Below are 21456 nucleotides of genomic sequence, written 5' to 3'. Positions count from 1 at the left end.
GTTGTGCGAGCGGCCAAGGGATGCGTACGTTCGTTTCACCATCCGCCAACAGCCTGCCGGGGGCTTCTCATGGACGTCTGCACCCTGGGCGATCTCCTGGACGTCGTCGGCGGCCCCGCCCTGCGTCTGCACACCGCGCCCGCCGGGCAGGCCGTGCCGGTCACGGAGGCGGTGCTCTACGACGGCCGCACCCCGCTCCCCCGGCTGCCCGGCGCGCTGCTGCTGGCGGTCGGCGTGCCGGCGGACCGGGCGGGCCCGCTGCTGCGGGCGGCGGCGGAGGCCGGCCTGACCGGTGTGGTGGTGCGCGGCGCGGACGGACCGGTCGCGGAGGCGCAGGCGCACGGCGTGGCGCTGCTGTCCGTCGCCGAGGACGCCGCCTGGCACCACGTGCATCTGCTGCTGGCCTCGGCCATCGCCGCCCGGCCCACCGCCGTAGCCCCGGACAGCGGGCTCGGCGACCTGTTCGCGCTGGCCGACGCGATCGCGACGGCGACCGGCGGGGCCACCGCCGTCGAGGACCCCCGGCAGCGGATCCTCGCCTACTCCACCGTCCCCGGCCAGCCGATCGACGAGGACCGCCGGCAGGGCATCCTGGGCCGTCAGGTCCCGACCGACAGCACGGAGAACACCGAGCAGTACCGGCGGCTGTTCGCCGCCGACCGCCCCCTCAGGCTGCCCGCACTGGCCGACGGCGGCCTGCCCCGGCTGGCGATGCCGGTGCGGGCCGGCGGGGAGACCCTCGGTTCGGTGTGGGTGGTCGACGGCGGCGCCCTCGCCCCGGATGCCGAGGACACCCTCGCCCAGGGCGCCTCGACGGCCGCCCTGCTCCTGCTGCGGGCGCGCGCGGCCCGGGAGCTGGCCCGGCACCGGGGCGGCGAGCTGCTGCGCCGGCTGCTGGACGGGACGGCGGCGGACGCGGCGACGGCCGCCGAACGACTGGGTGTCGCCGGTCCGGCCCGGGTGGCGGCCTTCGTCCTGGGGCCGGACTCCGCCGGGAGCGTCCCGGACACCGAGCGCACGGCGTCGCGTCTGCTGGACGTCGTACGGCTGCAGTGCGAGGCGCGCTACGGGCGGCACGCGGGTGTGCTGGTGGACGGGGTGGTGTACGCGGTGCTGCCCGGTCCCGGAGAGCGGCACAGGCGGCTCGCCGAGGACATCGTGGCGCGGGCCGGGCAGGCGCTGCGGGTGCCGGTGCGGGCGGCGCTCGGCGAGGTCGTACCGGACGCGGAGGGGCTCGCTCACTCGCGGGCGGACGCGGATCTGGTGCTGCGGGTGCTGGACGCGCAGCTGCCGGTGGCCACGGTGGACGAGGTCCGGGCCCGGGTGGTCCTGCTGCGGCTGGCCGAAGTGATGGGCGAGCGGCGGGAGTTGAGCGCGGGCGCGTGGCAGCGGGTGCTGGCGTACGACGCCGGGCACGGCACCGAGTACGCGCGCACGCTGGTGTGCTGGTTCGACGCGGGCTGCGACATGGCGGGCGCGGCGAGACTCCTCGCCGTGCACCCCAACACCTGCCGCTACCGCCTCAGACAGCTCCAGCAGCACGCCGGGGTCGATCTGGACGACCCCGACGAGCGGCTGGTGCTGTGGCTGCAGTTGCGGGCGCTGGGCGGGCTCAGCGCAGCCACGCCCTGAGCCGGTCCTCGCAGGTGTGCAGGTGCTCGACGGGGACGTACTCCCCCGCCGTGTGGGCGAGGGACGGGTCCCCGGGGCCGAAGTTGAGCGCGGGCACGCCCAGCGCGGCGAACCGGGCGACGTCCGTCCAGCCGAGCTTCGGCCTCGGCTCGGCGCCGAGCGCGGCGACGAGGTCGCCGACCCGGTCCAGATGCGGCAGGGCGCCCGCGACGACCTCGGTGACGCGCACCTCGTACTCCGGGAAGAGCCGGCGCACGTACGCCTCCGCCTCGTCCGCCGAACGGCTGGGTGCGAAGCGGCAGTTGACGGTGACGACACACTCGTCGGGTACGACGTTCCCGGCGACCCCGGCCCGTACGGCGACGGCGCCGAGCCCCTCCCGGTACTCCAGCCCGTCGATCACGACCCGCCGCGGCCGGTGCGCGTCGAGCCGCCGGAGGACCTCGCCGGCCTTGTGCGCGGCGTTCACGCCCTGCCAGGCGCGGGCGGTGTGGGCGCGGGCACCCCTGACCACGATGTCGGCGGTGAGGATCCCCTGGCAGCCGGCCTCGACCCTCGCGTCGGAGGGCTCCATGAGGATCGCCAGGCCGGCGTCGGCGAGCAGCTCCGGCCGCTCGGCACCGATGCGGGCGAGCCCGTTGCGTTCGCTTTCGACCTCCTCGCACGCGTAGAGGACGAAGGTGAGGTCGCGGACGGGCGCGGGAAGGGTGGCGGCCAGCCGCAGGGCGACGGCCACGCCGCCCTTCATGTCGCAGGCCCCGAGCCCGTGCACACGGCCGTCGGCGAGCCGGGAGGGCAGGTTCCCGGCGGCCGGGACGGTGTCCAGGTGCCCGGCGATCAGGGCGCGTTCGGGGCGGCCGAGGCCGGTGCGGGCGACGACGGAGTCGCCGACCCGGTCGACGGTGAGATGGGGCAGGCCGCGCAGGGCGGCGTGGACGGCGTCGGCGATGGCGCCCTCCCGTCCGCTCTCGGAGGGCAGGTCGACGAGGGCGCGGGTGAGGGTGACGACGTCGGCGGTGAGGTCGAGGCGGGTCATGCGGGATCTTCCTGGACGGCGCGGTTGAGCTTGGAGTGACGGACGCCGTAGAGGCCGTAGACGACGAGTCCGGCCGCCATCCAGGCGCCGAACGCGATCCAGGTGTCGGCGCCCAGGCTGCCGAGCATGTAGACGCAGAAGCCGACCCCGAGCAGGGGCGTGAGGGGCGCGAACGGCACCCGGAAGGAGCGCGGGGTGTCGGGGCTGCGCCGGCGCAGCAGCACGACCGCCAGGTTGACCAGCATGAACGCGAAGAGGGTACCGATGCTGGTGGCGTCGGCGAGGCTGCCGAGCGGGACGAGGGCCGCGAGGACGGCGATGAAGCCGGACACGATCACGGTGTTGGCGCGGGGCACGCCGGTACGGGGATGCACCTTGGCGAACAGGGGCGGCACGAGCCCGTCCCGGGCCATGGCGAACAGGATGCGGATCTGCCCGTACTGCACGGTGAGCACCACGCTGGTGGTGGCGACGACCGCGCCGACGGACAGCAGGACCGGCCACAGGTTCCCGCCGCCGACGGACCGTACGAGCACCTCGCTGAGCGTGGCCTCGGTCCCCGCGAACTGCTTCCACGGCATGGCGCCGAGCGCGGCGACGGCGACGAGCACGTACAGGGCGGTGACGAGGACGAGCGACCAGATGATCGCGCGCGGCAGGTCCCTCTGCGGGTCGCGTGCCTCTTCGCCCGCGGTGGAGGCGGCGTCGAACCCGATGTAGGAGAAGAAGAGCGAGGCCGCTCCGGCGCTCATGCCGGCGGCGCCGAGCGGGAAGAGGGGGTGGAAGTTCCCGGCACGGAAGGCGGTGAAGGCGACGGCGCAGAAGAGGACGAGGGCGGCGATCTTGACGGCGACCATGACGGTGTTGGCGACGGCGCTCTCCTTGGCGCCGCGCAGCAGGACGGCCATGGCGAGTACGACGATGAGGGCGGCGGGGACGTTGAGGGTGCCTCCGGCGCCGGGCGGCGCGCTGAGCGAGTCGGGGAGGGAGATACCGAAGGTGAGCTCCAGCAGCTCGTTGACGTACTGCCCCCATCCCACGGCGACGGCCGCCACGGAGACCCCGTACTCCAGGATCAGGCACCATCCGCACACCCAGGCGACCAGCTCGCCGAGGGTGGCGTAGGCGTAGCTGTAGGAGGATCCCGAGCCGGGGATCATGCCGGCCAGCTCGGCGTACGACAGCGCCGAGAACAGGGCGGTGACGCCGGCCAGCACGAAGGAGACGACGACGGCGGGCCCGGCCTCGGGGACGGCCTGGCCCAGCACCACGAAGATCCCCGTGCCGAGGGTGGCCCCCACGCTGAGCAGTGTCAGCTGGGCCACGCCCATGGTCCGCCTGAGCGGGCTGCCGGCGGCTTCGCCGACGAGGCGATGCACCGGCTGCCGCCGGGTGAGGCTGCGTGTGCTCGTTCCTGGTGCTGTGGCCTGCGGCCGGGTGTCCACTGTGTCCACCGCGCTGTTCCCTCCGCCTCGGGGCTGTATGGCCCTTGATGATGCGGAGGGCGCAGGCGGGCGGGGTGTGCGGATCGGCCAAAGGTACGGATGGCCGGTTGGCCGGATGGGCAAAGGAGGGGCGGCGGGTGTGCCGGGTGCGGGTCCGTCGTGGTGCTCGCCGCGCCCCTCGGGGGCTGCGGTTCCGCTCGCTTCCGCAGCTGTGGACGGGCGTGCCGCTCGGGCGGCACGCACCGCGCGGCCGACGTCAGCGCAGGGCCTCGGCGACCTCCCGCGCCGCCTCCACCACCCTCGGTCCGACCCGCTCCGGCACGGAGTCCGCCAGCATCACGACACCCACACTGCCCTCGACCCCCGTGACCCCGACCAGCGGCGCCGCGGCCCCGCTCGCCCCGGCCTCCAGCTCACCATGGGTGAGGGTGTACCCGGGGTCCACGGACGGCGACTGCCGAGCCGACAGGATCGCCCTGCCCGCCGCCCCCCGGTCCAGCGGATGCCGGAAGCCGGCCCGGTACGCCACGTGGTAGTCGGTCCAGGTCGGTTCGACCACGGCGACGGCCAGCGCCTCCGTCCCGTCCACCAGTGTCAGGTGCGCCGTCGCGCCTATGTCCTCCGCCAGCGCCCGCAGCGCGGGCAGCGCGGCCTCCCGCACCAGCGGGTGCACCTGCCGGCCGAGCCGCAGCACCCCGAGCCCCACCCGGGCCCGGCCGCCCAGGTCACGCCGTACGAGCGCGTGTTGTTCCAGCGTGGCGAGCAACCGGTACACCACGGTACGGTTCACGCCCAGTTTCGTGGACAGTTCGGTGACGGTCAGCCCGTGGTCGGTGTCGGCCAGCAGCTTGAGGACGCGCAGTCCCCGGTCGAGCGTCTGAGAGGTCTCCGCGGTCACGACGCCCACTCCTTTGGTGGTGAGGCCGGCGGTCCCCTGAGCGGCGGATGCGTCACCGAGTCCCGTCGGCGACGCGCTTCAGAGGCCGCCGATCGGCAGAACGGTCCGGCGGCTCCGGGCCAAGTCGCTTCACGGCTGCGCTCCGCGGCGGCGCTGCCACGGGGCGTGTGCGTAGCGGGACAGTAGCGAAGCAGGTTCGCTGAGCGGAAGTCTCAGTCCAGAATCCGGTCAAGCCCAGATCCGGCCTGCCGCCATTCGTCCGGAAACGCACAGGCCCCAGGAACTGACACGCGCCAATCCCTGGGGGTCCGGGACAGCGAAGCGTCACTTCATCCGGGTCGCCCACTCCTGCACCTTGGCGATCCGCTGCCGCAGCTGCCCCGCCGTGGCCTCGGCGCTGGGCGGCCCCCCGCACACCCTGCGCAGCTCGGTGTGGATCACACCGTGCGGCTTCCCGCTCTGGTGCACATACGCGCTGACCATCGTGTTGAGCTGCTTGCGCAGCTCCATCATCTCCTTGTGCGTGACCACCGGCCGCCGTTCGGCGGGCAGCTCCAGCAGGTCGGCCTCGGTGTCCGGTTTCTTCCGGCTGTGCGCGATCTGCCGGGCCTGCCGCTTCTGCAGCAGCAGCTGCACCTGCTCGGGTTCGAGGAGCCCCGGGATACCGAGGTAGTCCTGCTCCTCCTCGCTCCCCGGGTGCGCCTGCATGCCGAACTCGGCGCCGTCGTACAGCACCCGGTCGAAGACGGCGTCGGACTCCAGCGCCTCGAAGGGCAGCATGTCCTGCTCGCCGGTGTCCTCGTCCTGCTGCTTGTTCGCCTCCTCCATCTCCTTCTCGGATTCGGCGTACGGGTCCTCCTCGCCCTCCTTCTTGGGCTTGTCGAGCGCGTGGTCCCGTTCCTTCTCCATCTCGTTGGCGAAGGTCAGCAGGTCGGGCACGGTCGGCAGGAACACCGACGCGGTCTCGCCGCGCCGCCGGGACCGTACGAAACGGCCGACGGCCTGCGCGAAGAAGAGCGGGGTCGAGATCGTCGTCGCGTACACGCCCACCGCGAGCCGGGGCACGTCGACGCCCTCGGACACCATGCGCACCGCGACCATCCACCGGTCGTTGCTCTCGCTGAACTCGTCGATCCTCTTCGAGGCACCGGCGTCGTCGGACAGGACGAGCGTCGCCCTCGTCCCCGTGATCTCACGGATGAGCTTGGCGTAGGCGCGGGCGGAGTCCTGGTCGGAGGCGATGACGAGGGCCCCGGCGTCCGGGATGGCCTTGCGGACCTCGGTCAGCCGCTGGTCGGCGGCGCGCAGCACACTGGGCATCCACTCGCCGCGCGGGTCGAGCGCCGTACGCCAGGCCTGGCTGACCGCGTCCTTGGTCATCGGCTCGCCGAGCCGGGCGGCGATCTCGTCACCGGCCTTGGTGCGCCAGCGCATGTTGCCGCTGTAGGAGAGGAAGATGACCGGCCGGACGACGTGGTCGGCGAGGGCGTTGCCGTACCCGTACGTGTAGTCGGCGGCGGAGCGCCGGATGCCGGCGTTGTCCTCCTCGTACGTCACGAACGGGATGGGGTTGGTGTCGGAGCGGAAGGGCGTACCGGTCAGCGCGAGCCGGCGCGTGGCGGGCTCGAACGCCTCCAGGCAGGCCTCGCCCCACGACTTGGAGTCACCGGCGTGGTGGATCTCGTCGAGGATGACGAGCGTCTTGCGCTGCTCGACCCGGTTGCGGTGCAGCATCGGCCGCACGCCGACACCGGCGTAGGTGACCGCGACGCCGTCGTACTCCCGGCCGAGGGGCCCCGCGCTGTACTCGGGATCGAGCTTGATCCCGATCCGTCCGGCCGCCTCGGCCCACTGCTTCTTCAGGTGCTCGGTCGGCGCGACCACGGTCACCTGCTGCACGACGTGGTGGTGCAGCAGCCAGGAGGCGAGCGTCAGGGCGAAGGTGGTCTTGCCGGCGCCGGGCGTGGCGACGGCGAGGAAGTCGCGCGGCTGCTCCTGGATGTACTTCTCCATCGCCCCCTGCTGCCAGGCACGCAGCTTGCTGGCGGTACCCCAGGGCGCGCGGCCCGGGAAGGCGGGCGAGAGGTGGTGGGAGTGAGCGGCGGTAGCAGACATGGGGGCGGGCCCGGAGGGTCCTGCGTTGACGGCGGTGGCGGGCGACGGGCGGGCGGTAGTCACGGTCTCCGTATGTCTTGGGGTCGGCGGATCGGCTACGTATGACAACCGGGCCACCCTACCGGCGCCGCCCTCCCGGCCACGCCCGGACGGGCCCGGGTCGCCCATGGGTGGGACCGAGGTCACAGCCGCCGCAGCGGCCCCGCGATCACCGTGACCTCACTGACGTCTGCCGGGCCCCGCCGATGACCAGGTCGTACAGCGCCCTCTCCGGACGCCGGGGCGCTGGGTCCCGCCACCGTGCGGCCCCCACCCGGTTCATGAACGCCGTGTGGCAGTCCCGTTGCGGCACCGGGATGCCCCTTGAGGGGCTCCTCGGCCGCGCCTTACCGTCATTCCACGAACACGGCCGTGTGCCCGAGTGGTTGAGGGGCTCGCCTGCAAAGCGAGTTACGTGGGTTCGAATCCCGCCACGGCCTCCAGTGGCTTGATGTGGTCCGCGCCCGCGGAGCGGCGGCGGCCGGCGGGTCATGTGCCTCCCGTCGGCCGACGCGTGGCGCGAGGGGGATTGAGGCGGCTCATCGGGTAGGTCGGTCTGATCACCGAATAGGCCCGGTGGACGGGCTTGTCGGTGAAGGACGCACTCAATGGCGTGGAATAGTCGTCGAACTGGGTGAGCGGGCCGATTCCGGCGAACAGTCCTATCGTCCGGACCATGGAGGCGGTGCTGTAGAAGGTCGAGTCGACCTTTCCCGTCTGGGTGTACGGGCTTATCGCCAGGGCGAGCGTCCGGTGGGCATCGATGTGGTCGGGCCCGTCCTGGGCCTCGTCCTCGGTGACGAGGACGACGGTGTCCTTCCAGAACCGCGAGTGGGACACCGCGTCCACCAGCCTGCCGAGGGCGTAGTCGTTGTCGGCCACCATCGCCTTGGGAGTGGGCTGACCGGCCCGGGTGCCCAGGGTGTGGTCGCCGGGGAACTGGACGAACTGCACCGTCGGCATGTCACCCCGGGCCTCGTACCCGTGGAAGGCCTTGAGCCACTGGTCGACCCGTGGAGTCAGGCAGTCCTTCTTGGCCGGAACGAACGTTCCCGCCGAATCCGGGCAGCCCAGCTCCACCTGGAACCCGTGATCCGTGCGGGCGTCGAGCACCGGATCCACGGCGTGCACCTCGTCGCCCCGACGCGTCACGTAGAAGCCGAAGTTGGCAAAGCTCACACCGGCCTTGTCGAGGCGCTGCCAGAGATAGGAGTCCCCGGTTGCCTGTGCGGCGTTCTCCTGGGCGTTGTTCCCGCCGGGGTAGGCGCCCTTGCGGCCGGAGTAGCGTGCGGGCCACATCTGCTCGACGTAGGGGTTGGAGTTGGCCTGGACCGCCCAGTTCCAGCCGCTGGCGCTGACACTGCCGTCGGCATAGAAGTTGTCGATGGTGGTGAAGCGCCGTGCCAGCTCGCGTGTGTTGGGCGCCGACTCGTCCCCGAACAGGTTGAGGGCGGGGTCGCCGTTGCCCTTCTTCAGGCTGCCGAGCACCTGGTCGTAGCTGCGGTTCTCCTTGACCATGTAGATCACATGCTTGATGGGGGTCTCTGCGCCGGGCGTGCGCGGCACGACGGTGCCGCCGTCCCACGCCACCGGGGCGTTGTTGCGCTCCACCTGGTGGGTGTACTCATCCCGTTGTGCGGCGGAGTCCGGCACGTCCACCCCGCTGAGTGTGCCGGCGCCCGTCGACGCGAAACCGGGACCGTTGTTCGGGCCCGCCCCCAGCCCCTTGGCGTTCGTGATCCACAGGCGTCCGGTGCGCCAGATGACCGCACTGGGGTACCAGCCGGTGGGAAGCCGCCCCAGCACCTTGCCGCTGGTCGCATCGAGCTCCGCAACGCTGTTGTTGCCGGAGCTGGTGACGTAGAGCCGCTGGCGCACAGGGTCCAGGGCCAGTCCTGTGGGATTGCTGCCGACGAGGACCTTCTTGGCCGGCGCCGCCTGCCCTGCCTGCGCTGACCGCGCTGACGGCGCTATGGAGAAGCTGCGTATCACGCTCCTGGCCGCCAGATCCACCACGCTGACGCTGTCGGCGTCGCCGTTCGCGACATACAGTTTCCGGCCGCACCCGGAAAGCACCGACTTGTTCGGATGCAGGCCCACCTTGATCCGCCCGGTCCTCCGGGGCGCCGGGCCCGCCACCTCCACGACGTCCACGGTGTCGGCGCCCTGGTCCGAGACATAGGCCGTTCGCCCGTCCTTGCTGAGCGTCACCCACACCGGCCGATGCCCTGCGGCGACGGTCCGCACCCGCCCGCTGACGGTGTCGGCGACCGTCACGGAGTCGCCGAGCTGATCGGCGATCACCAGTCTTCCTCCGTCCGGGGTGACGGCCAGGCCGGCCGGGAAGAGCGTGACGGACCTGCCCTCGGGGGACTTGGTGGGCAGCTTGACGGGGTCACGTTCGGTGAGCCGGCCATCGGCGAACGACAGCACCCGGATCCTGGAGTTCGCCGCGGCACTGGCGTAAGCGGTCCTGCCGTCCGGGCTCCACGCCAGCCCGATGTACAGCGACTCCGGCGACGGATACGACAGTGTCTGGACGACCTTGTTCGTCCGGGTGTCGACCAGTTGCAGGCTCTGCACACCCGGACCGTTGTTGGTCACCAGCAGATGGCGTCCGTCCGGGTGAAGAGCCGCGTTCAGCGGAAGGTCACCCAGCCGGGTCTGGTCACCCGCCGGTGTGACCCGGTGTCCCACAGGCGTGATGGCGGTGCCGTCCTTCCTGGGACCGGCGGTCTTGATGGTGAGCGCCGATGGCAGGATCCGCTTCGTCGCAGCGGCCGACGGGTTTTCGGCTCGGTCCGATGGGGCCCTGGTCGGATTCCCGGGCACCCAGGCGGTGGCGACGGTGGCCATGGCTGCCCCGCCGATCGCGAGGGTACGCAAGCGCGACCCGGCCATTGTCTTCTCCCCTGCTCCCCGAGGTGGTGTGACGTGGGTTCGGAGCCAAGAGGATTGTCTCTGCCGACACCGCGCCACTCTCGCCGCAGCGGGCATTCAGGTGAGTCGGCGGGCCACCCGTACGCGGGATCGCCTCAGAGCGCCCAGCCCGCCTCGTCCGGGAAGGCTTCCGTCCAGTAGTGCCAGTCCCCGCCGGGCGAAACCCCTGTGGGGTCGATCGCCGACAGGGTGTGGATCATGGCGGCGGCGAGCTGGTCGTAGGCGTCTGTGGTCAGTTCGTTGCCCAGGTGCTCGTCGATGGTGCGCTCGTGGTGCAGGAGCCAGAGCGTGAAGGCGAGGGTGGAGACGTCGGTGTTGAGCGGGTGGAGCCTCGCATCCGGCTCGCTGTAGGTCAGGACCGCGCCCGTTCTGCCGTCGACCACCAGGCTGTGGTCCCCGGCCAGGCGGCCGAGGCGGATCAAGTGATCGGCGTGGGCCGGGAGTTCCTCCGGGCGGCAGTCGCCCGAGCACTCCTCGGTGGCGTACTCCCTGAGCGTCGGCAGCGGGACGTCCGTGTCGGCGTGGAAGAGGACCGCCTCCTCCGGGAGCCCCGTCTCACGCAGGAAGCGCCGGGTCGGCTCGTGCGTGAGCGTCGCGGGGAAGTCGACCTCCTCGAAGCGCACCACCCGGCCGTGCCCGAACTCCTGGTCCAGCAGGCGGCCGGGGACGTCCAGGGTGAGCCCGGAGGCCGTGCCGGGGCCCGCGGCGAGGGCGAGGGGGCGGATCAGGGCCGCCGCCTTCCAGTACGGCGGGACCTCGCCGCCCGCGCCCTCCTCGAAGAGCGTGAGCAGCCGGCGGGTGGCCTCGGCCGCCGTCTCGGGGCCGTACCGGTCCGCGAGGGAGGCGAAACGGCCGCGCAGGCCCGCCAGTTCCTCCGTGACCGCGGCGAAGCGCAGCAGGGTGTCCAGGGAGGGTGCGAAGGGGCGGGCGTCGGACGGGGCGAAGAGGTACGCCGTCGTCAGCTCGCCGGTGCCGCCGTCGAGCAGGATGGACTCGCGTTCCATGCCCGCCGGGTTGAGCAGTTCGCCTATCACCAGCCGGTCCCGCAGCTCGTCCGCCACACGGAACGGGCCCTGGGCGGCGTCGGCGAGCGTGCGCAGGCCGTGGGTGCGCAGCGGGGAGAAGGTCAGCAGGTCGGTGGCCGCGGGCAGGCCGGTGCCGGTGAGCAGGCCACGCGTCGGCGCGTGGGTGACATAGCGGTCCAGCTCCGCCTCGGTCAGCGTGATCGCCGTGGTCCCGGCGTCGGTCGTGCCCATCGCTCCCCCGCGATCTTCCCCGTACGGTGCGCCGTGCGTTCGTGAGTGCCCTCGCCCCCACCGCTCAGCACACTACGCCGCCCCACTGACAACGGCCCTCACCAGGAAGGACGTCAGGCGGGACGGGTCCGTTGCGTCACGTGAAGTAGATACCGCCCAGGACGACGGCCAGCGCCGCGACGAGGAACAGCAGGATCCACAGGAACAACTTGCCGACGCTCGGCGGGGGTTCGTAGCGGGGCTCGTCGGGGGTCTCGGGAGTGCTCACGGGGTCGTCACCACCGCTGCCTGCGGGCGGATCGGGAGGCGGTTGACCGGGCGGCCGGTGGCCGCGCGGACGGCGGAGGCGATGGCGGCCGGTGCCGTCACGACCGGGACCGCGCTGACGGACTTGGCTCCGAAGGGGGCGACCACGTCCCGTTCCTCGACCAGTTTGACGATCTGGATGTCCGGCGCGTCCAGGGCGGTCGGAAGCGCGTATCCGGTCAGGTCGGGGTGGCGGATCAGACCGCGGGGCGTACGGAGGTTCTCCGTGAGTGCGATACCCACGCCCTGGGTGACGCCCGCCTCGATCCGGGCGGCCAGCTGGGTCGGGTTGAGGATCCGGCCCACGTCCTGGGCGACCGCCAGCTCCACCACCCGGACCGAGCCCAGCTCGATGTCGACGTCCACCACCGCGCGGATCGCGCAGAACGCGAGGCCCACGAAGGCGTCGCCCTGCCCGGAGGCGTTCAGCGGCTCGGTGGGGTGCGGGCGGCACTGGGCGGTCGCCCACAGCTCCTTGCCGTCCAGCGCCTCCGTGACGGTCGTGGAGAGCACGCCGTCGTACGACGTGATCTTGCCGTCCGTGATCTGCAGCAGCTCCGTGGACATGCCGAACTTGTGGGCGAGCGGCTGGAGGAGCTGGGTGCGCACCATCTTCGCCGCACGCTCCACCGCGCCGCCCGACACCCAGGTGTGCCGGCCCCGGCAGCCCGCGCCGGCCGGCGGCTGGTCGGTGTCGACCGGCGCCACGTGGACCTCCTCGACACCGAGGGTCTCCTGGACGATCTGCCGGGCGAGCGTGGTGAAGCCCTGGCCGGTCTCGACGGCGGCGCACAGGACGGTCGCCACGCCGTCGTGGACCTTGACCGTCGCGGTGGACACCTCGTCGGCGCCCTCCGCGCCGAGCATGTGCACCATGCCCAGGCCGTAGCCGACGCCCCGGCGCACCGCGCCCGGTTCGCCCGCGCCCTCGGGGCCGCCGGGCAGCAGCCACTCCTCCTCGGGCGTGTCCTTGGGCAGGGCCGGGAGCGGGAAGTCCCGTACCGTCTGCAGGAGTTCGGCGACCGGGGCGGGGCAGGTCACCGTCTGGCCGATCGGGAGGACGTCACCGGTCGCCAGGACGTTGCGCAGGCGCACCTCGGCCGGGTCCAGGCCCAGCTTCTTGGCCAGCTTGTCCATCTGCGCCTCGTAGGCGGCGCACACCTGCATCGCGCCCTCGCCGCGCACATGGCCGGAGGGCGGGTTGTTGGTGCGCACGGCCCAGCCCTCGATGAAGGCGTTCGGGACGACGTACGGGCCGCACGCGAAGGAGACGGCGGCGGCCAGGGCGTCGGCGGAGGTGTCGGCGTACGCGCCGCCGTCCAGCAGGATCTGCGCCTCCACCTTCACGAGCTTGCCCTCGGCGTCCGCGTGGTGGCGGTACCGGAGCAGCGTCGGATGGCGGTGGGCGTGGCCGAGGAAGGACTCCTCGCGGGTCGCGGTGAGCTTCACCGGGCAGCCGGTCTTCAGGGCGAGCAGACCGAGGGGGAGCTGGAAGCCCTGGTCCTCGCGGTCGGCGGTGGCGCCCGGCACCCCGGTGACGACGATCTTCACCCGATCCGGGGACAGGCCGTAGCAGGCAGCGGCGGTGTTGCGGTCGGTGTGCGGGTCGGTGGAGGCCAGGTACAGCTCCACGCCGCCGTCGGGGCGCGGCACGGCGAGGCCGGCCTCGGCGCCGATCGGGGCCGGGTCCTGGCGCCCTATGCGGTACTGGCCCTCCACGACGACCTCGCCGACCGCCGACGGGTCGCCGTGGTGCAGCGGGATGTGCCGGATCAGATTGCCGTCGGGGTGCAGCGGCTCGGCCTCGAAGGCCTGCTCGGGGTCGGTGACCGGGTCGAGTACTTCGTACTCGACGATGACGGCGGCGGCCGCCATCCGCGCGGTGTCCGGGTGGTCGGCGGCCACGGCCGCGATGGGTTCGCCGTGGTGGCGCACGACCTCGGAGGCGAACACCGGCCGGTCGGGTGTGCCCCGGCCGTGCCGGGGGGTTCCGGGCACGTCCTCGTGGGTGATGACGGCCCGGACGCCGGGCATCTCGCGCGCGTGGCTGGTGTCGACGGACACGATGCGCGCGTGCGCGTGCGGGGAGCGCAGGACGGCCGCCCACAGCAGGCCCTCGGCCCACAGGTCCGCCGCGTAGGGGAAGGTGCCCTCGGTCTTGGCGCGGGCGTCGGCGTGCGGCAGGGAGGCGCCGATGCCGTGCGGCCACGACTCGGCCTCGGAGGCCGCTTCCGCGGCGGTGGTCGCCGTGGCTGCTTCGTTGCTCACGCCTGGCCTCCGTCCTGGCCGTAGTGCGGGCCGTGCTGGTCGTGCGGGCCCGGGGTGCCGTGCGGTGGTGTGCCGTACGGGCCGGGCGGGCCGTACGGGTCCGGTGCGTCGCCGTAGCCGCCGGGAGCGCTGTGCGGCGTGTCGAACGCGCCCGGCGCCTCGAACGCCGACGGGTTGACGCCGCCGGCCCCGGGGCCCGCCTGGTGGGGGATACGGGCCTCGCCCGCGTCCGTCCCGGCGTCGGCGGCGTGCGACGCCTCGCGTTCGGCGACGACCTCCCCGACGGCCTGGAGGACGCCCCGGTAGCCGGAGCAGCGGCACAGGTTGCCGCACAGCGCCTGGCGGGTCTCCAGCTCGGTCGGCGCGGGGTTGCCCTCCAGCAGGTCGTGCAGGGTCATGGCCATGCCGGGGACGCAGAAGCCGCACTGCACGGCGCCGCACCGGGCGAGCGCGCGCTGCACGTCGGAGGGCTGTCCGTCGACGGCGAGGCCCTCGACCGTACGCACCTCGCTGCCGGCCGCGGTGACCGCCGGGACCAGGCAGGAGGCCACCAGCCGGCCGTCGACCTGCACGTTGCAGGCCCCGCACTCGCCCTGCGAGCAGCCGTCCTTGGCGCCCGCGAGACCCAGCCGCTCCCGCAGGACGTACAGCAGCGACTCGCCGATCCAGGCGCCGGTGACGGGACGGTCGGCGCCGTTGACGCGCAGGACGTAGGAGGCGAGCGGGTGGTCGTCGTTCGGCGGGAGGGGCGGCGCGTGCTCCTCGGCCCCGGGGGCCGGGCCGTCCCCGGTGGCCTCGGTGGCGCCTTCGGGCGTGTCGCCGGTTTCCGGTGCCGCCGGTTCGGCTGCCGCGGCTGCCTCGGCGGGGGTCTCCGGGGCCTCCGGGCCGGCGGACCCGGGGGTGTCCGGCGCGGCGGCGCTGACGGGGGTCGTGGCGGCCTGCGGGGCGTCGCCCGGAACCGGGGCCGGGTCGTGGCCTGCCGGGCCGTCAGCGGGGCGCTCAGGCGTCTTTGCGGGGCCCTGGCCGTCCGTGCCCGGCACCGCCTGCGCATCGGCGGGGTGTTCCGGAGACGGGGCGGACCCGCCGGGGCGACCGGCCTCGACGGGCGCCGGGAACGCGCCGGAGTGACCGGCCCGGACCTGCGCGGCGGAGTCACCCGGGTGGCCGGCCCCGGCGTGCTGCTGGGCCTCCTCCGGGTGACCGGTGTCCGTCTGCGCGGCCTGCTCGTGGCCGGCCGGGCCGTGGCGCTCGTCGAGCGCGTACGCCTGCTCGTCCGGCCCGTACCCCGGCTCCGGCGCGCCGCCCGGGGCGGGCTCGGCCGGAGCGCCCGCGGGGTGCGCGTCGGTGTGGTCGGGCAGGGCGGTGTGGCCGGTGTCCGCGGGCCGGTCCCAGGGGCGGCCCGTGTCCTGCGTCGCCCACGGCGCGGGCGCACCGCCGGGCAGCGTGGCCGGCGGGGTGCCGCCCCACTGCTCGACCAGGGAGGACGTGGTGAACTCCCCCGACTCGTCCGGAAGATCACCGCCGGCGACCGGGATGGACCACTGCCCGGTGACGTCGTGCCCGGGCGCGGCCGGGGCCGCGGACTCGTCGAAGGTCCAGTGCTGGGTCGCGCCGGGCTGGTAGGTGAACCGGTCGTCCGCGGCGGGCACCTGGGGGGTGGCGTTCGGGTCGGGCCACTCGGCGCCGCCCGCGGGCGCGGTCCAGGTCCCGGTCGCGCCGGGGTCCCCGGTGCCGGGGGCGGCCGTTATCCGCGGCGGCACGTAGCCGTGACCCGGCGCGGCCAGCGGGCTGTCGCCGGACAGCAGGGCGTCGATGCCGCCCTCGGGGAGCTTGACGAAGGCGGTGGCGCCGTCGTCGTAGTCGCCCTGGGGCAGCGGGTCCCAGCGACCGCCGCCCTGGGGCGTGCCCTCTCCGTGCTGGTCGTCGGTCACGACAGCGCCCTCCCCAGTGCTCGTCGGGCCAGTGCGGCGACGGTGCGCCGCAGGTGCAGTACGGCGGGCGGAAGCGGGGCGACCGAGCCGTCCGGCTCCGGTGCCGGGTCCGGGATGCAGGCCGCGGCGACGTACTCGCCGAAGGCGTTCAGCGCCTCCGGGACGAGCGCGCGGTCGTTGTCCCAGTCGATCAGCTGGGCGACCCACTGCTCGGCCTCCAGGGGCCGCAGCGGCATCGGCGCTATGGCACCGACGGCGCACCGCACTCCGCGCCGGGCGGGGTCGAGGACGAGGGCCACGGAGGCCAGCGCGCGGCCCGGGCCGGTGCGTCCGGTGGCCTTCAGGAAGACCTGCGGGGCGTGCAGCAGCGGCACGCGCACGTAGCCGACGAGTTCACCGCCGCGCAGCATCTCCATGCCGGCCAGCAGGTGCGACACCGGGATCTCCCGGCGGGCTCCGCCCGGGCCCGCGATGATCAGTGTCGCCTCCAGGGCGGCGAGGACGGGCAGCGCGTCCCCGGTGGGGGCGGCCGAGGCGATGTTGCCGCCGAGGGTGCCCGCGTTGCGGATGTGCGGCGGGCCCGCGGCACGCGCGGCGGCGGCGAGCGCCGGGATCAGGGCCGCGAAGTCGGGGCGGCCCATGCGCGCGTGCGTGAGGCCCGCGCCGAGCAGCGCGTGGCCGTCCTGGTACTGCCAGCCGCGGATCTCGCTGATCCGCCCGAGACCCACCAGGGCGGCGGGCCTGAGCTGACCGGAGTTGACGGCGGCCATGAGATCGGTGCCGCCCGCGACGGGGACCGCGGTGGGCATCTCGGCGAGGGCCGCCACCGCCTCGTCCAGCGTCGTGGGCAGCGTGACGGCCTGCGCCGCCTGCGGTGCGTGCGTGGTCAAACCGGCTGCCCCTTCCCGCTGCCCCACTGGTCCCACCTGTGTGGCCGTACGGTACGTGCTCACAGGGCGGACGTGGCAACTCTGGCACATCTTCGCAACAGCCGAACGCGGGGGTCCGCTAGGAGGCATTCACCCACCTCACCATGGAGATGGTCCGTTTTCGCACGGCATCACCGGTGCGCACCGATTGACACTCTTCGGTGACTCTTGACGCGGTTTTCCATTCCTTGTTCGGAACGGTCAGGTGTTCGGGGTGGTCACTTGTTCGGCGGCGGCCCCTCTTTCGGGCGACCCGGGACACCGGGGCGTTTCTGCCACGGCCGGGGCCCGCCGGGCGGCCGATAAGCGACCCCGAGGGCGTCGAGTCGCGCGTAATGGGCGGCCATCCGGCGTTCGAAGCCGGCGAAGTCGCGTTCCGCGGGGGCCGGCAGCCGGCTCCAGGCCACCTCGGCGAAGGCCGCGAGCCGGGGAAACGTCTGGTAGTCCACGCGCGCGGCGTCCTCCATCGCCTCGGTCCAGACGTTGGCCTGAGTCCCCAGCACATGCCGGGCCTCCTCCTCGGTGAGCCCGGGCGGCACGGGCTCGAACCGGTAGACGTCCTCCAAAGTGCGCACGAACCCGATCGGCACCGGCTCGTCCTCGCCCGGGGCCTGACGGTGGTCCAGATACACGTACTGCTCCGGGCACATGACGACGTCGTGGCCGGCCCGCACGGCAGCGATCCCGCCGCCGTACCCGCGCCAGGACGACACCGCGGCCCCCTTGGCGAGCCCGCCCTCCAGGATCTCGTCCCAGCCGATGAGCCGGCGTCCGCGCGCGGACAGCCAGGTGTCGAAGTGCCCGATGAACCACGACTGCAGTTCGTCCTCGCCGCCGAGACCGAGGTCCGCGATCCGGCTCCTGGCCGTCGCCGACCCGCTCCACTGCTCCTTCCGGCACTCGTCACCGCCGACGTGGACGAACTGCGAAGGGAACAGTTCCAGGACCTCCTCGAACACTCCCTCGTAGAAGCGCAGGGTGTTGTCGGTGGGGGCCAGTACGTTGGAGGAGATCCCCCAGGTGTCCCACACGGAGAGGGCGGTGGTGTCGATGACGTCGGTGTTGCCGAGTTCCGGGTACGCGGCGACGGCGGCCTGCGAGTGGCCCGGTACGTCGATTTCCGGGACGACGGTGATATGCCGTTCGGCGGCGTAGGCGACGATCTCCCGGATGTCGTCCTGGGTGTAGTAACCCCCGTGCGGCTTGTGCTCCCACAGCGGCGAGTCGCGGTGGCCGAATTTCGTCCGCGACCGCCAGGAGGCGATCTCCGTCAGCCTCGGGTAGCGCTTGATCTCCAGCCGCCAGCCCTGGTCGTCCGTCAGGTGGAAGTGGAAGACGTTGAGTTTGTGCGCGGCCATCAGGTCCAGGTAGCGCAGCACGCCTTCCTTGGGCATGAAGTGGCGGGCCACGTCGAGGAGGAGACCCCGCCAGCGGAAACGGGGCGCGTCCTCGATGGTCTGGTGGGCAATGGCGACGGGGCGGCCGGGGCGTACGGGGGCGCGCCGGAAGGCGTCGGGGCCGAGGAGCTGACGCAGGGTCTGCGCACCCCAGAAGACGCCGGCCGGGTCACCGCCACGGATCTCCACGCCCCGGTCGGCGATCACGCCCAGACGGTAGGCCTCCGCCTCCAGCGAGTCGTCCAGGAGCAGCCGTACACAGCCACGGGCGGTCTCGGGGCCGGACCGCAGCGGGAGCCCCAGAGCGGCGCCGAGCGTGGTGCGCAGCCAGCGCTCCGTGGCCTCCGTGCCCGGGGCCGCCCACAGCGTGGTGTCGTCGTCCAGCAGGACGCCGCGGCGCATCGGTCCCCGGACGGCGCGCGGCGCGGGAATCACATCCGTCATGTCCAGACCTTTACCGCTCCGTCCCCTACCGGGGCCAGGGACCGGGTGTGGTCTAAACCATTCCGTGACCGGACCACACGAAGACCCCCGGGGCGCGCGTGCGGCACGCGCACCCCGGGGGCCCTGCGAGACCTCAGGCCGGCGGGCGGACCGCCAGGGGGCTACTTCTTGTCGCCGCCCTTGCCGCCCTTGTCCTCGCCACCGCTGCCCATGGACTCGTAGATCTCCTTGCACATGGGGCACACGGGGTACTTCTTCGGGTCGCGGCCCGGCACCCAGACCTTGCCGCACAGCGCCACGACGGGGGTACCGTCGAGGGCGCTCGCCATGATCTTGTCCTTCTGGACGTAGTGGGCGAAGCGCTCGTGGTCGCCGTCGCCGTGGGACACCTGTGGCGTCGGCTCTACGAGGGTCCCCGTACCAGTCCCGCGCTCGGGCTCAAGAGTGCTCATATCGCCAAGGGTACTGAAGCCCACACGCATCAGTTGAGCGACGGGTCGTCCGGGTACGTCGCCACCATCGCCAGCTCGTTGCGCTGGCGGCGCAGGACCTCGCGCCAGAGTCTTTCCGGGGCCGGCGAGGAGACGTCCCCGGGCTCCGACTCGACCACGTACCAGGCGCCCTCGACCAGCTCGTCCTCCAGCTGACCGGGGCCCCAGCCGGAGTATCCGGCGAAGATCCTCAAGGAGCCGAGGGCCGCGGCGAGCAGCTCGGGCGGGGCCTCCAGGTCGACCAGGCCGATCGCGCCGTGCACCCGGCGCCAGCCGAGCGGGGCGAGGTCGCCGTTCGCACCGCCCGGGATGACCGCGACGCCGAGTGCCGAGTCGAGCGAGACGGGGCCGCCCTGGAAGACGACACCGGGCTCGCCGGCGAGGTCGGCCCAGCCCTCCAGGATGTCCCCCACGTCCACCGGGGTGGGGCGGTTCAGGACGACACCGAGGGAACCCTCCTCGTCGTGGTCGAGAAGGAGCACCACCGCGCGGTCGAAGTTCGGGTCCGCCAGGGCGGGAGTGGCCACGAGCAGCCGCCCTGTGAGCGAGGACACCTCGGTCATGCCAGACATGATCCCGCATCTTCCCCTCCGGTGGGGAGCCAATCGGCGTCCGGGAGTGAACGCAGCTCAGGGAGCACGGAAGCGCCCCGGGCGCACACCACGGACGGTGACCCCATGTGCCCGAAAGGGAACGGTTCGTGTTGTGACACAGCTATGACGTGTCCGGGTGGTACTCGGGCTTACGGGAGGGGGGTAATCGGCGATTACCCTGTCTTCCCGGCCCCTGCGCACAGTGATCGGCCGGCCCCTGCCCAACTCATCGGAACGCGAGATACATGACCGTCAACGACGATGTCCTCCTTGTCCACGGCGGAACCCCGCTGGAGGGCGAGATCCGTGTCCGCGGTGCGAAGAACCTCGTACCGAAGGCCATGGTCGCCGCCCTGCTGGGCAGCGCGCCGAGCCGACTGCGCAACGTCCCCGACATCCGTGACGTGCGGGTCGTCCGCGGGCTGCTCCAGCTGCACGGGGTGACGGTCCGTCCGGGCGACGAGCCCGGCGAGCTGGTGCTCGACCCGACGCACGTCGAGAGCGCCAACGTGGCTGACATCGATGCCCACGCGGGGTCGAGCCGTATCCCGATCCTCTTCTGCGGCCCTCTGCTGCACCGCCTCGGCCACGCGTTCATCCCGGGCCTCGGCGGCTGTGACATCGGCGGCCGGCCCATCGACTTCCACTTCGACGTGCTGCGCCAGTTCGGCGCGACCATCGAGAAGCGCGCGGACGGGCAGTACCTGGAGGCCCCGCAGCGGCTGCGCGGCACGAAGATCCGGCTGCCGTACCCGTCCGTCGGCGCGACCGAGCAGGTGCTGCTGACGGCCGTACTCGCCGAGGGCGTCACCGAGTTGTCCAACGCGGCCGTCGAGCCGGAGATCGAGGACCTCATCTGCGTGCTGCAGAAGATGGGCGCGATCATCGCGATGGACACCGACCGCACGATCCGCATCACCGGTGTGGACAAGCTCGGCGGCTACACCCACCGCGCCCTGTCGGACCGCCTGGAGGCCGCGTCCTGGGCGTCCGCGGCCCTCGCGACCAACGGCAACATCTACGTCCGCGGCGCCCAGCAGCGCTCGATGATGACGTTCCTGAACACCTACCGGAAGGTGGGCGGCGCCTTCGAGATCGACGACGAGGGCATCCGTTTCTGGCACCCCGGCGGCCAGTTGAAGTCGATCGCGCTGGAGACGGACGTGCACCCCGGTTTCCAGACCGACTGGCAGCAGCCGCTGGTGGTGGCCCTCACGCAGGCCACGGGCCTGTCCATCATCCACGAGACGGTCTACGAGTCCCGCCTCGGCTTCACCTCCGCCCTCAACCAGATGGGCGCCCACATCCAGCTCTACCGCGAGTGCCTCGGCGGCTCCGACTGCCGTTTCGGCCAGCGCAACTTCCTGCACTCCGCGGTCGTCTCCGGCCCCACCCGGCTGCAGGGCGCCGACCTGGTCATCCCCGACCTGCGCGGCGGCTTCTCGTACCTGATCGCGGCCCTGGCCGCCGAGGGAACGTCCCGCGTCCACGGCATCGACCTCATCAACCGCGGCTACGAGAACTTCATGGAGAAGCTCGTGGAACTGGGCGCGAAGGTGGAACTGCCGGGCAAGGCGCTCGGCTAGGCGTCACCAACGGAAAATGGGCGACCCCCTGGTGAAAGGGGGCCGCCCATTTGGCGTCTTCAGCTGCAAGCGCCCCGAATGGGGCGCGGGGCTCTGCCGGATGTGCGGCTCCGCCGCGCGGACGCGACCAGCCACCATCCGGCCCGCAGT

General features: G+C 72.9%; 15 protein-coding genes and 1 tRNA gene. 3 read left to right on the top strand and 13 right to left on the bottom strand.

From position 1 onward, the window contains the following. Positions 1-69 precede the first annotated feature (69 nt). Positions 70-1632, top strand: coding sequence for a PucR family transcriptional regulator (locus ACWC94_RS29500; protein ID WP_450800228.1), 1563 nt, complete (start codon positions 70-72; stop codon positions 1630-1632). On the opposite strand, the gene dapE is transcribed toward ACWC94_RS29500, so the two are convergent. The 4 genes from dapE to ACWC94_RS29480 all read right to left on the bottom strand — a co-directional run bounded on the left by dapE (position 1613) and on the right by ACWC94_RS29480 (position 7126). After that, entirely contained in the window at positions 1613-2668 is a 1056-nt protein-coding gene (gene dapE / locus ACWC94_RS29495) for a succinyl-diaminopimelate desuccinylase (RefSeq protein ID WP_450800227.1), read from the bottom strand. The genes ACWC94_RS29500 and dapE overlap by 20 nt on opposite strands. Next, positions 2665-4122 carry an amino acid permease gene (locus tag ACWC94_RS29490; RefSeq protein WP_450800226.1) on the bottom strand — a complete coding sequence of 486 codons (1458 nt, stop codon included), beginning with the start codon at positions 4120-4122 and terminating at the stop codon, positions 2665-2667. The genes dapE and ACWC94_RS29490 overlap by 4 nt, the downstream gene beginning before the upstream one ends. A 247-nt stretch (positions 4123-4369) precedes the next feature. After that, positions 4370-5011, bottom strand: a complete 642-nt coding sequence (locus ACWC94_RS29485) for an IclR family transcriptional regulator (RefSeq protein ID WP_360096040.1) — start codon at positions 5009-5011, stop codon at positions 4370-4372. Between the two features lie 324 nt (positions 5012-5335). Then, complete coding sequence (locus ACWC94_RS29480) at positions 5336-7126, bottom strand: DEAD/DEAH box helicase (protein ID WP_450800225.1); 1791 nt, start codon at positions 7124-7126, stop codon at positions 5336-5338. 407 nt (positions 7127-7533) lie between these two features. Here ACWC94_RS29480 and ACWC94_RS29475 point away from each other — a divergent pair. Next, positions 7534-7608: transfer RNA gene (locus ACWC94_RS29475), tRNA-Cys, on the top strand. A 46-nt stretch (positions 7609-7654) separates the two neighbouring features. Here ACWC94_RS29475 and ACWC94_RS29470 read toward each other — a convergent pair. From ACWC94_RS29470 to ACWC94_RS29430, 9 genes are all read right to left on the bottom strand, one after another. After that, on the bottom strand, positions 7655-10066 hold the full coding sequence (locus ACWC94_RS29470; protein WP_450800224.1) for an alkaline phosphatase family protein: 2412 nt from the start codon (positions 10064-10066) through the stop codon (positions 7655-7657). A 134-nt stretch (positions 10067-10200) separates the two neighbouring features. Then, complete coding sequence (locus ACWC94_RS29465) at positions 10201-11361, bottom strand: SUKH-4 family immunity protein (protein ID WP_450800223.1); 1161 nt, start codon at positions 11359-11361, stop codon at positions 10201-10203. A 136-nt stretch (positions 11362-11497) separates the two neighbouring features. Beyond that, positions 11498-11629, bottom strand: a complete 132-nt coding sequence (locus ACWC94_RS29460; protein WP_450800222.1) for a hypothetical protein — start codon at positions 11627-11629, stop codon at positions 11498-11500. Beyond that, on the bottom strand, positions 11626-13935 hold the full coding sequence (locus ACWC94_RS29455) for a xanthine dehydrogenase family protein molybdopterin-binding subunit (RefSeq protein ID WP_450800221.1): 2310 nt from the start codon (positions 13933-13935) through the stop codon (positions 11626-11628). The genes ACWC94_RS29460 and ACWC94_RS29455 overlap by 4 nt, the downstream gene beginning before the upstream one ends. Next, positions 13932-15866 carry a 2Fe-2S iron-sulfur cluster-binding protein gene (locus ACWC94_RS29450; RefSeq protein ID WP_450800220.1) on the bottom strand — a complete coding sequence of 645 codons (1935 nt, stop codon included), beginning with the start codon at positions 15864-15866 and terminating at the stop codon, positions 13932-13934. The genes ACWC94_RS29455 and ACWC94_RS29450 overlap by 4 nt, the downstream gene beginning before the upstream one ends. After that, the gene (locus tag ACWC94_RS29445; RefSeq protein ID WP_450800219.1) at positions 15863-16756 is read right to left on the bottom strand and encodes an FAD binding domain-containing protein; all 894 of its coding nucleotides are present in this window, start codon (positions 16754-16756) and stop codon (positions 15863-15865) included. The genes ACWC94_RS29450 and ACWC94_RS29445 overlap by 4 nt, the downstream gene beginning before the upstream one ends. A 257-nt stretch (positions 16757-17013) precedes the next feature. Beyond that, positions 17014-18636: a beta-N-acetylhexosaminidase gene (locus ACWC94_RS29440; RefSeq protein ID WP_450800218.1), complete on the bottom strand. Its 1623-nt coding sequence runs from the start codon at positions 18634-18636 to the stop codon at positions 17014-17016. A 161-nt stretch (positions 18637-18797) separates the two neighbouring features. Continuing rightward, positions 18798-19088 (bottom strand): DUF3039 domain-containing protein, encoded by a 291-nt coding sequence (locus ACWC94_RS29435; protein WP_225822918.1) that lies wholly within the window; start codon positions 19086-19088, stop codon positions 18798-18800. Positions 19089-19117: 29 nt separating this feature from the next. After that, a complete protein-coding gene (locus tag ACWC94_RS29430; RefSeq protein ID WP_031159437.1) occupies positions 19118-19690 on the bottom strand; it encodes a YqgE/AlgH family protein in 573 nt (190 codons plus the stop codon). Between the two features lie 275 nt (positions 19691-19965). On the opposite strand from ACWC94_RS29430, the gene murA reads away from it, so the two are divergent. After that, positions 19966-21306 carry a UDP-N-acetylglucosamine 1-carboxyvinyltransferase gene (gene murA / locus ACWC94_RS29425; RefSeq protein WP_450800217.1) on the top strand — a complete coding sequence of 447 codons (1341 nt, stop codon included), beginning with the start codon at positions 19966-19968 and terminating at the stop codon, positions 21304-21306. Positions 21307-21456 lie beyond the last annotated feature (150 nt).

Source organism: Streptomyces sp. NPDC001135, from assembly GCF_053598395.1.
Note: the sequence above shows the minus strand (reverse complement) of the source record. Positions and strands in the feature narration are given on the sequence as shown.

What these genes read in the sequence shown, in the direction of transcription:
- ACWC94_RS29435 (WP_225822918.1), bottom strand. Translation starts at nt 19,088, where the DNA reads ATGAGCACTCTTGAGCCCGAGCGCGGGACTGGTACGGGGACCCTCGTA.
- ACWC94_RS29500 (WP_450800228.1), top strand. Translation starts at nt 70, where the DNA reads ATGGACGTCTGCACCCTGGGCGATCTCCTGGACGTCGTCGGCGGCCCC.
- ACWC94_RS29430 (WP_031159437.1), bottom strand. Translation starts at nt 19,690, where the DNA reads ATGACCGAGGTGTCCTCGCTCACAGGGCGGCTGCTCGTGGCCACTCCC.
- ACWC94_RS29440 (WP_450800218.1), bottom strand. Translation starts at nt 18,636, where the DNA reads ATGACGGATGTGATTCCCGCGCCGCGCGCCGTCCGGGGACCGATGCGC.
- ACWC94_RS29465 (WP_450800223.1), bottom strand. Translation starts at nt 11,361, where the DNA reads ATGGGCACGACCGACGCCGGGACCACGGCGATCACGCTGACCGAGGCG.
- ACWC94_RS29480 (WP_450800225.1), bottom strand. Translation starts at nt 7,126, where the DNA reads ATGTCTGCTACCGCCGCTCACTCCCACCACCTCTCGCCCGCCTTCCCG.
- dapE (WP_450800227.1), bottom strand. Translation starts at nt 2,668, where the DNA reads ATGACCCGCCTCGACCTCACCGCCGACGTCGTCACCCTCACCCGCGCC.
- murA (WP_450800217.1), top strand. Translation starts at nt 19,966, where the DNA reads ATGACCGTCAACGACGATGTCCTCCTTGTCCACGGCGGAACCCCGCTG.
- ACWC94_RS29470 (WP_450800224.1), bottom strand. Translation starts at nt 10,066, where the DNA reads ATGGCCGGGTCGCGCTTGCGTACCCTCGCGATCGGCGGGGCAGCCATG.